Raw genomic sequence first — 11,452 nt, 5'->3', positions numbered from 1 at the left:
CAGAAATGAAATAAGGAAATCTTACATTGCGCTCTTCAATGGAAGAATAGTCATTATAATAGGAAGTCTTTATCGACAACTTCGCTGGTATAAAATAATACTCCGCATAAATATTGGTCAATAATTTCCTGATTTTCAACTGATTTTCATTGAAACGCATTGTTGGAAATGGATTTTGAGAGTTTCGGTATCCAAGTCTCGTAGCATCAGAATAATCCACTGGCTTTGCCATCGTATTTAAAGGATCAAAAACCGGTAACACGGGAACGGCAAAATAGGCCTGAAACCATGCAGCATCCTCAGCATTGTATTTAGTAGCGTTACTAAAAACAATATTGCTTCCCATTTTAAAACGATCAGAAACTTTCACATCCACACTGTTACGAATATTAAATCGCTCATATTCATTTTTCATATCCAAAATACCATCTTGGGAAAAGTAGTTGGCACCTACCGAATAATTCACATTCTCTCCACCGCCATTCACACCTACACTATGACTGGATATGGTGGCCGGACGCAAAATTTCCTTGTACCAGTCCGTATTGACGTCGGGAAGATTAGGGTTTACTCTACTTCTCCCAAATCGTTGTATGGCGCTTTGAATCTTATTGATATCCGGTTGGGAACCTGACTCATAGGCCATGGTTGCAAACTGCTCAGCATTGGCCATTTTCAACACATTTTGTGCAAATTGGTAACCGGTGTATCCATTGTAAACAAATTCTGGTCTCTTTTCCAATTTACCTGCCTTTGTCTGAATAATGATAACGCCGCCAGCAGCCTTTTGTCCGAAAATAGCTGATGAGGACGCGTCTTTCAATACCGAAACAGACTCGATATCACTAGTGTTCAAAAAGTCGATATTATCATAAAACATCCCATTGACCACATAAAGCGGATTACTGCTTCCGTCAAAGGTTCCTACACCACGCAATCTTACTTTTGGCGAATCGCCTGGAGATCCAACACCAACTACTTGTACGCCTGCAACTTTACCTTGAAGGGATTGCATGACATTACTTGCCGGTGTTTTTTCAATATCTTCAGCCTTGATGGTAGTAATTGCACCCGTTAAATCTGCCTTTTTCTGAGTTCCATAACCTACAACAACGATTTCGCCCAAAGCTTCAACATCTGCTTCTAGGCTAACATTTACTGTTGTCTGATTATTGATGGTCACTGAAACTAACCTAAAGCCTAAAGAATAGAATTCCAAAACTTCGCCTTTGCTGACTTTCAGGGAATAATTACCATCAAAATCAGTGCTCGTCCCTTTTGATGTTCCTTTAATAATCACGTTAACACCCGGAACAGGAAACTGATCTTCTGCACTTGTTACCGTTCCTTTAACAGTAGTTTCCTGAGCATAGGAAACAGCGTAACTGAAAAGAAAAAATAAACATAAAACTAGTCTTGCTTTCATATAGTTTGAATTTATTGTGTTAGTTAATCGAATATATAATGAATAAAATGCTTGAAGAAGTTTTCATTTACACCTTAGATACGCCAACGTTAAAATAATCATAAAACTCAATGATGACGTAGCGTTAAGATACATGAAAAACGACGAAATCGTATTAGTAGATTAGAATTGACGTAGTTTTGACGTATAAAAAATAGAAAAATAAAGGCGATGAAGTATGATTATTTGAAATTAACCAAGTATTCTGTTAAGGATTGATCGTTATCAAGGTTTAATTTGACTCTTAGGCGATATCTTTGAGTTTCCACACCTCTTATGGAGATATTTAATAATGGCGCAATTTCCTTGGTCGATAAGTGCATTTTGATGTAGGCAGAAATTCTTAAATCTTTAGCATTTAACTTTGGATGCTTGCTTTTCAATTGATTGAAAAACTCTTCATGAACTTGGTTGAAATTGTATTCAAATACGGCCCATTCATCTTTATGGCTAATGGAAGAATCTATTTTTTTTATGAGATTTTTATATGAAAAGTGATTGTCAAATGCATTCTTTTGCGTCGAAATTTCCTTCTTAAGCTCTAAAAGGGTTTCATTCTTTTTCACTAAAGCCATAGCTGTATTGGCAAGCTGTTTGCTTTTTAATTTGACTTCATTTTTTAACGACTCATTTTTAAGCTCCACAATGCGCCTGTCATTTTCAATGGTTTTTTCTTTGAGAATTTCTTGTTGCTCCTGGTCGAATTTCAACTGCAACAACCGTTGCTCTTTTCCGATCTTTCTTCGATGGAGAACATAAAATAAGGCGAGCGTTAATACTAACAATAAGCCATACAACAGATAGCCTTGTGTGGATCGATACCAAGGTGGCAAGACTATGACCTTTAAACTACTGACAGATGATTTTTGTCCCAAATGATTGGAAGTTCTAAATAAGAAGTCATACTGTCCATAACTTATATTTGAAAACTCTAACTTATTATTTTCGATTTTGTACCAATGCATCGCCGTATCGACCGATGCCATGGCGTATTCAAAAAAGTGATCTTTCGATTTTGGAGAGGTCAGAGAAATACTAAAGGTCTTAAAATCATTAGGCAATTCCACTGATTTTATGGCATCTAAAACAATGCGCTGACTGTCTATTTTAATGCTTTCAAAAAATGTGGGATGCAACGCGTGTGACTTGGCTCCTATTGATTTATTAAACATCATAAATCCGTTGTTTAAACTTAAGGCCAAAATGGAATCTTTAAGTTTCGAGATGTTTTCATAGCCTACAATGAGACGCTTTTTAAAATACTTGTCATTCAGTGAGGCTGGAGAACCATCATCAGGAAAGGTTTTAAAATGGATGCTATTGTTGTTTTTGACGGCTAAAGTAGCAATGTCATCTTCAGAAACGATATAGGAATACTTTCCAAAACTTTTATTCAATAACGGATAGGGCACAATAGAATCCAACAAGGGTTCATATTTTTGCCAACCATCATTGGTCTTGATAGAAATGTCGTTTTTAATTGAATAGACGCGAACATTGTAAGTGGACCAGAGTCCTTTTTTTTCATAATTCTTGATATCCAGAATAGAATCATATGAACTATTGAACTTCACTTTATATAAACCTTTATAAGCATGTGCCACCCAAGCGGTATAAGGATCTTCAAATACTAAAAACCGACTTGGTATGGTGGTTTGCCCCAAATGTTTGGCGGTCCAACCCGTACTTTCTTTCTTAAATTTAACCAAGCCTGCATAGGTACCTTGGATGTAGGTTTTTGGTACTCCCATGACCTTTTTAATGATCCAACCCCCAGTAAATGGCGAAATAAGTTTCAATTTTTTGTCTTTTACAAGATAGGTGCCATTGTTATGTCCGCAGAACAAGTCGCCTTCGATTTCTTTTAAATCCCAAACCTGTCCTTGAGAACCTTCAATAAATTGTAATATATTGTGTGCATCGATATAGTACAAACCGGTATTACTGCCAATATAAACCGTATCCTGATATTGAATCACATCATATACAGCGCCCAAATTTCCTGAAACATCATTGTAAAACAGATACGGATTTCTTAAATCTGCCCACGCCAATCCGTTATCCAATCCTAACCAAAGTTGGTCATCACCATCCACAAATTGCGAGAGCACCGTATTATTAATCAGTCCGTTTTCTTTGTGAATATTGAAAAGAACTTGCCCATTAGAATCTGTGATATAAACGCCATTTTTTATGGTTCCGAAAATCATATTTCCGTTCGCCATGACCGAAAACGCATTGAGCTGTTGTTCTTTGAGAATGGTAGTAATTTCAGATCTCCATGGACTTAAAGCGCCGTTTTCATAAGTAAAAATGCCCTGTAAGGAGGTGGTTATAAAAAGTTGTTCTTTCTTTTTTGAAATAGAGATTATTTTAGTCTCGATTAAATCTTTATGGTTGATGAGCGGAATTATTTTTCCTTGATCAAGCGTAAAAATGCCGTTTTTTAATGTGGATATGTACAAGGTTTCGTCAATAACATCGCAAGAAAGTATGGTCGAAGGCGGTGTGATTTTATTGATTTTACCATTTTTATAGATAAAAACATTTAAGAATGACCGAAAGATGATGCTATCCCCCAGCTTGATGATCTGCCAAAACTCTTCGTTTAAAAACTCCTTCGGATTCAGCTGTTCACTTAAAGACGTATATTTTAGCAGTCCAAATTTATTGCGTTCCCAAAACCCAAACTCTTCATACGAACCGATATAAATTTTCTTATTTACCGCCAATACAGAGCGAATGGTCGTTTTATTGGGAAGTGCGCTCAAGGTCCATTTAAGCCCATCAAATTCCAACAACCCCTTATTGTTAGCGACATAAAGAAGGCCATCATCCGCTTTGGAAATACCCCAATTCTGGTTTCCGGCATTGTATTGGGACAGATCATAATTTTGAAAATGAGGTGCATATTGTGCCTGTAAGTTGTTTATAAAAAGCAAATAACAAAGCGCCATCCAAATGTGGACAGGAAAGGTTAACGGCAATTTAAATTTCATGATCATGAATTGGAGTCTGAAGTTTCAATTCTATAAATGTAATGGAAATGAAGTGTTCAAACGAAATTTATGACAAGGATTGTTAGTAAGGTTTAAATGGTCTCCGAACGAAACGATTTATTAAAGGATAACTTCCGATCGTAATATCAACTTTGAATTTATTTAAAGTATAATTCTATCTCCATCCGTTTGGAAGAATTCATCGCTTAACAGCTGAAAACCCAATTCAAACACAGGATTAATACCACCAAGATATTTATTATATTTGATAGGTTTTCCCAATAGAAAATCAAACAATCGCTTTGGAACGACTGCATTACCTCATTTTCTGTGTTTTTATTTTCTGGCACATTCCGATGCTTTGTCAACAACAATTGACAAGTGATGAAGCTTATGAAAACTATCAGGAACTAAGTTCCAAAATGGCTAAATCCTTTCCAGAGGATGATTTCAAAACATACAAACGAACGTCCTTTACTGAGCAACAATTAGAGATCTATCTTTCACAACATTTCCAACGTCTGGATCTTTTGCCATTTATTAAAAACAGACCTGCATTTGTGATCAATGCCTATTTACATTCAGGAAATTGGTTTCAAGCTATCGGATTTTATAAGGAATCCATTGCTTCCTATAATGACTTATTTCACTATTATGAAACTCATCACAAAGAATTATCAGCAGATGAAATCGAGGGCTTCGTCGGAGTAATTAGTTATGCTCGTGGAATATTGGCCGAAAATTATGCAAAGATAAATAATGTGGATAGTGCGTCTATTCATCACATTAGAAACATTAGTTTTAATGATAGCTTTTCTTCTATCTTCTACCCTTCTGCAATAAATAATTATGGTTTATTTTTTTATAGGACAAAAAAAGATCGTGATTCTGCCTTGATCTATTTTGAAAAAGCTTATGAAATTACTAAACAAAAGTTTCCTGAACATTCACTTATTGCAAGCATTCGAGACAATATTGCAGATGTCTACATGGATCAAAATAGATATGCTCAGGCAAAAACATTGTATGCTACCAACTTTGAATTCTATAAAACAGGAATCATTGAGACGACTAAAACAAAAGATATTCAGCGACTTATTAGTGCTGGAGCTCAATTGGTACACTCAAACATTAAACTAAAAAATCTTGTTCAAGCACAGAACGTTCTTTTTCAAGTAGATTCTATAGTCAAAGATGCCAAAACAAGGAAGGAGCTTCTAGCCGATTCTCAAATTGAATTTCTTTCGGCCAAAGAAAATCTGTATGTAGCACAGAATAATATGACATTGGCTTATAAAATATTAAGCGATAGGTTTTCTTTTTCGGACAGTTTGGCAACCATTGCAGCATTACAAGATAGTCAATGGCGTGATGAGCTGAACAATATTAGTGTAGATCGCGTAGCTCTCAAATTTGAGATTGATCGTATTGAAAAGGAAAATAAAATTAAAAGTCAAAGAGCTAAATTGTGGATATCAACGCTTATATCTTCAGGTTTTATCGTTTTATTGCTGGTTCTATTTTTAGGTCGCAGACAGCATTTAATAAATGCTAAAAACAAGGAGTTGTTGGCAGAGCAGCAATTGGAAAATGAACGCTTAAAGGTGGAACAGCTGAATTCTAAAATTCAATCAAAGCAGCGTGATTTATCCGATTTCGCACTCAACTTAACCCAAAATCAAGAATGGGCATTAATGTTGTCTGAAAAAATAAAGCTGCTAAAAACTGCTGATCAAAAAGACAGACGTGAACTATTAGAAAAACTGGAGTTGGATATAAAAAATAAAGTTCAATTTGACAGAGACAGTAAAGTGTTTTATGAGCGATTAGATAAACTTAATGATGCATTTTATACCACGCTTATGCGCTTATTTCCAAATTTAACTAAAAACGAAATCCGTCTTTGTTCTCTTATCCGATTGAAAATGGAGAGTCATAGCATCGCGACCTTTCAAAACATTACGAATGCCTCATTAAATACAAGCCGCTATCGAATGCGCAAAAAAATGCATCTGGAAGATGATGTCAATCTCGATGACTTCATCATTCAACTCTAACGGCGCAGCATCCTAAAAATCATTGTCAACCATCCAAAACCGAACGCTTGTCTATCAATTGTCTATTGGATGTCCATTGGTTGTCTATCTAAAAATCAATGAGTTAAAGCAACAAAGAATTAAATTAGCTAAACGTTTTAATGTATGGTTTCCATCATCATAACAAGAGTAAAATGATCTTCTTTTAATCTTTAAATCAAAAACTTATGAAAACACTATTGATTACCTTCCTTTTGATAGGATTCGCACAATTTTCGCACTCCCAAACTGACTTCGCCTACACAGAAACCTCTAACCTGAATTTAAAAAACAAAAATGAGAGTATTCCAAATTTTAAAAATTCCAATGAAGTCAAATATTTGGCGGAAAAATCAAAAAAATTAGAGGGGCAGGCGTTCAACTATGACATCAAAAGTGCCGCTGTTTACGCATCCCACCTGAAAACCACTTATAGTGTGAGTTTTACTGAAGGCAAAAATCGTATTGATGCCATTTATGATGCTGATGGTAAATTGCTGCAATCAGAAGGCACATATGAAAATGTTGCCATTCCTTACGCTATTGGTTCTCAATTGGCCAAAGCCCATCCAGGATGGGAATTTCACAAATCATGGTGCACCAGTAACTATAAGTTGAATAGTGATACGGACATCATTTATAAAATACAACTTAAAAAAGGCAATAAAACCAAGGTTGTTAAAGTAAATCCGCTTGACTATGGTTTGTAAATATCCGACAAAAAATTTAGTCAAATTCAGAAAATTTAAAACCTCAACGGTCCATGACTATTGAGGTTTTTTTGAGATTGTTAAAGAAATCCTGCACTACCAAAAGTCTCTTTAGCAATTTCGTTAATTCTAAATCATTGTTGTCCGATTAAAGTTGCGTTGATCTACTAAGAATAGATATAAATAAAGGTCTTTAAATGTTTTTGATCCTCAATCTCCTTCATTTCGAGGTTTTTTGAAAACTATTGCTAAAACATCATAACCCATTCTAATTATGAATTTCACAGCACTTATTTTCAATTAATTACAAGTTTAGTCTTTGTTCTTGGTTCTATCATCGAAGCGGCGGTTACTGAGCTTGTCGAAGTGTCCTAATTCTTTTCCGGACAATAGTGATTCTAAAATTAAATACTTACATGTCCATAATTTCTATTCTTAACGCACTGGATTACCCGTACACGGACAATTGCTTATGCCTTGCAGGAAGTCGAGTCCAATAGTAATCATATGCGTACCCGAGTTATAACCTGCCATGGCATTGGTCGTAACTTGATAAGAATAGGCGAAATAGAATTTGGATTTCATAATCCCAGCCATCGGACCAATATTCAATGGTTTTAAAAATTGGTCATTTAAGAAACGGTACGATAGTCCTGCCCAGAAATAATCATCGGAATCATTTTTACCGGTGTACTGACGGTATTTAAAGTTGATATCGGTGCTTGACCGTCTATCACTAGTGAACATTTGATAATACACAGAGGGCTCAAACTCTACGTTCTTATTGTTTTTATTCGGAATGATTAATCCTGAATAGATTTGATAATTTAAAAGCAGATTAGGCTCAGCCCCTATAAAATCTTCAAGATCCTTGGTAAGCAAATTATTGGCGTTGAAGCTAAAATAAAAACCTTTGTTTCTATAGAGCACACCGGCATCAAAGTTATTGTTATTGTTTGACCTATCATCGGTAATATACGGATCTAAAACTTGCCCATACCCGGGTTGAAATTTCTCAATATCAAGTCTAAAACTATTGATATTATATGAAATTCCAAAGGACAAATACTGCTTTGAATAATAATCTAAGGTCAAATGGTGCGCAAAAGAAAACTTAGCTCCCTTTTGTCGGGTATGTCCGTTTTTATCATTGTACAATGTAAGCCCGACACCCGATTGATCAGCAATCCTAAAATCAGCATATAAGGATTGATTATCCGGAGCCCCCTTAATTCCCACCCATTGCGTCAAACCATTGGCCCTGATTCTGAAATTATCTCCAATACCGGCATAGGTTGGAGAAATCACAAAGGCATTATCCGCCAGATATTGTGTAAAAACAGGTAAGTGCAACTCTTGGGCTTGTCCGTAGGTTATGACTAAAAAGAGCGTATATAAGATATATTTTTTCATCTGAATAGTTTTATTTTCCCACTAGTGGGTTTTAATACCTCGAGGCTTGCCCCGAGGTTCTTGATTTGAAAGCTCATCTTCATTCTTGATATTACCTGTAAAGTGTAAAGTGACCTACAAAATCCCGATTGTCCTTGCTGTTATTTAATTTAATGATGTACCAGTAATCTCCAGTAGGAAGCTCTCTTTCTTTATATCTTCCATCCCAAGCTTGTCCTAGACGGTAGTTCCCTACTTCACGTCCATAGCGATCAAATATTTTGAACTCCATGTTTGGATAGTTGATGGCGCATCCTGGAGCCCAAGTATCTTGATTATTATCGCCATTAGGTGTGAAATAATTAGGGATACAGAGATCTATAAATTCAAAGTGCCTTGTGGCCATAGCAACACATCCACTACTATCGGTTACGGTTACGGTATATTCACCAGATTTTGTGATAATGAAGCTACTGGTACTTCCATAATCCTCACCGTTAAGCGTGAATTTGTAATCACCTGTTCCTCCTGCGGCCAGGGCTACAATTTCATTCAATCCACCATCATTTAAATCTAACAATAAAGGATTTACATGAACAATGTCAAATAGTGCTGTTTCCTGGATACAACCATCCGAATGTCTGACTTGAATAGAATAACCGGTTCCAATAACCAAATCATTAAACACATTGCTAGCCTGATAAGTTTTTCCACCATCTAATGAATAATCCAAGTCAGACAAATCGGTAATGGTAGCATCAACCGTAACTGTCACTCTATTTCCTGGCGAATTGTCATCACATAAATAGTCAACAACAGCAACCGGTTCAATTTTGACAGATTCTGGCACGGTGATGTTCCACTCAGATTCACACCCGTTACTATCACGAACAAACACAGCGTGATCTCCACCCTTCAATCCTGTAAAATCAAACTGGGATCCTGTTCCTGTCGTGTAAGGTCCATCATAACCAACTAAACTTACATCATATGGGGCTATTCCGCCAGAAACAGAAATGCTAAACATCGCGTCATTATCGCCTTGGCAAACCTCTGAGAGTATCAAATTTGGGATGATGCTCACAGGAGCAGCTGGCTCAGTTATTGTGATATTAAGGTGCTCATAGCATCCTAAAGTATCCTGAACGATAATATCATAAGTACCTGGCGCTAAATTCTCAAATACATTGCTGTCAAAAAACTGATTCAATTGTGGAGAAATCGCATATTTAATAGCACCTGAACCGCCTGTGGCAATGATTTCAATTGAACCATTATTAGCGCCATAACAGCTTACATCTATTTTTGAATAATCGACATTAAGCGGTGCAACTGGTTCGGTAATCTCTATTTTTTCTGAAATGTCCTGACAATTGCCACTATCAACTTTCACATAATAAATACCTGCAAAAAGCTCAGTAAATACACCCGGCCTGTTTTGAACCGCAGGAATAGCTTTCCCTTGAGCATCTTGTAAAGTATACACATAATTACCTAATCCACCTTGAGCGGTTGCAACAATAACACCTGTATCATCCCCTGCGCAATTGATGCTAGCATTCGTAAGATCTAGGTTTATTTGCAATTCCGGAACTGCATCAATCTTAATATCATTAGTGACTACAGCCAAACATCCATTGGTATCTCTTACATAATACTTATAAGTTCCAGGAGTTACAGCAAATGTAATAGGCGATGTAAACGCTCCTTCAATTGTTGCAAACGTGCTGGTTTTACTATAGATGTAAGATCCTGTTCCGCCTGTTGCACTCAATGTTAATGTTGCATTAGTTAAACATGTTGGCGTTGTAGCTGCCACCAAACTCGCTACTATTGGAGTTGGTTGTTTAATATCGACATTCACAGAAGTTGCACTACAGCTATACCCATCGGTTACAGTTATGGTATACGTTCCTGCGCCTAATCCTGAGAACACAGGTGACAATTGAGGGCCTGAAGAACTTGCAACCGGCGAAATCATATTCAAGGTATATGAATAATTACTGCCTTGACCGCCGGTTGGTAAATCAACCGTAATGGTCGCATTTTTATCACCAAAACAAGTTAACATGTTTATGTCTGCACTTGCTGTAACTGTAATTGGCAATGGGTTTGTTAATTCAACAGTTTTTGTAGCAATACAACCTCTACTATCTTTTACACTTATTGTATAAATTCCTGCAGATAAGTTTTTAAAATATCCGTTTGTAGAATACGGTATTGTAGTTATCATTGCTCCTGATAACTCAAATTCATAGCCTCCTGGCCATCCTCCTGTTGCAGTTGCAAAAATAGAGCCATCGTTATTACCGCTCACACAGGTAATTTCGGTATGTGTTTCAGAAATAGTCAATGCGGCACTTGGTGCTGTAATGGTAAAATTCTTATCAACCGCACAAAATGGTGAACCTGTTAAACTCGCTTTAATGGTATAAGTTCCTGAAGCTAAACCTTTGATGCTTATTGGCCCGGCATTTGGCGTTGTACCATTAGCAACGTGAACGCCTAATGCATTAACAACTGTATAACTGAAAGATCCTGCTTTGTTGGTTGGCGTTGGAAATCTATCTATAAAAGTAACGTTCACACTGCCATCAAAGCCACTGAAACAAGTCACATCAACAACAGTGTCCACAGACAAATCAAATGTATTTGGATTGTTTACATAATGAACCTTTTGCAAACTACATCCAGTCTCTTTATTTATAACTGTTATTTTATAATTTCCAATTGGCAATCCTGTAAAAATTCCTGTTGCATTAACTTGCGTAGGTACCACACCGGCAAAATCCTCTAAAGTATATTCTAAAC

The 11,452-nt window shown here is 36.4% G+C and carries 6 protein-coding genes; 2 read left to right on the top strand and 4 right to left on the bottom strand.

Features of this window, described 5'->3' with window-relative positions; all coding sequences use genetic code 11:
* A partial coding sequence (locus tag ABIQ28_RS12295) for a SusC/RagA family TonB-linked outer membrane protein (protein WP_348037729.1) occupies positions 1–1,426 on the bottom strand: 1,426 nt, incomplete at its 3' end.
* Positions 1,427–1,647: 221 nt separating this feature from the next.
* Positions 1,648–4,464, bottom strand: coding sequence for a transcriptional regulator (locus tag ABIQ28_RS12290; RefSeq protein WP_348037727.1), 2,817 nt, complete (start codon positions 4,462–4,464; stop codon positions 1,648–1,650).
* Positions 4,465–4,886: 422 nt separating this feature from the next.
* Here ABIQ28_RS12290 and ABIQ28_RS12285 point away from each other — a divergent pair, with 422 nt between their 5' ends.
* Complete coding sequence (locus ABIQ28_RS12285) at positions 4,887–6,521, top strand: tetratricopeptide repeat protein (protein ID WP_348037725.1); 1,635 nt, start codon at positions 4,887–4,889, stop codon at positions 6,519–6,521.
* Between the two features lie 206 nt (positions 6,522–6,727).
* Positions 6,728–7,249: a hypothetical protein gene (locus ABIQ28_RS12280; protein WP_348037723.1), complete on the top strand. Its 522-nt coding sequence runs from the start codon at positions 6,728–6,730 to the stop codon at positions 7,247–7,249.
* 435 nt (positions 7,250–7,684) lie between these two features.
* On the opposite strand, the gene ABIQ28_RS12275 is transcribed toward ABIQ28_RS12280, so the two are convergent.
* Both ABIQ28_RS12275 and ABIQ28_RS12270 read right to left on the bottom strand, forming a co-directional pair.
* Positions 7,685–8,662 (bottom strand): type IX secretion system membrane protein PorP/SprF, encoded by a 978-nt coding sequence (locus ABIQ28_RS12275; RefSeq protein ID WP_348037721.1) that lies wholly within the window; start codon positions 8,660–8,662, stop codon positions 7,685–7,687.
* 91 nt (positions 8,663–8,753) lie between these two features.
* Positions 8,754–11,452 (bottom strand): T9SS type B sorting domain-containing protein (locus tag ABIQ28_RS12270; protein ID WP_348037719.1); only part of this gene is annotated, 2,699 nt, incomplete at its 5' end.

Origin of the sequence: Gelidibacter sp. (assembly GCF_039916245.1) — a bacterium.
GTDB lineage: Bacteria > Bacteroidota > Bacteroidia > Flavobacteriales > Flavobacteriaceae > Gelidibacter.
This window is presented reverse-complemented; position numbering and strand designations above follow the sequence as displayed.

Coding starts and splice junctions, on each gene's coding strand:
- ABIQ28_RS12290 (WP_348037727.1), bottom strand. CDS start 4,464: ATGAAATTTAAATTGCCGTTAACCTTTCCTGTCCACATTTGGATGGCG.
- ABIQ28_RS12275 (WP_348037721.1), bottom strand. CDS start 8,662: ATGAAAAAATATATCTTATATACGCTCTTTTTAGTCATAACCTACGGA.
- ABIQ28_RS12280 (WP_348037723.1), top strand. CDS start 6,728: ATGAAAACACTATTGATTACCTTCCTTTTGATAGGATTCGCACAATTT.
- ABIQ28_RS12285 (WP_348037725.1), top strand. CDS start 4,887: ATGGCTAAATCCTTTCCAGAGGATGATTTCAAAACATACAAACGAACG.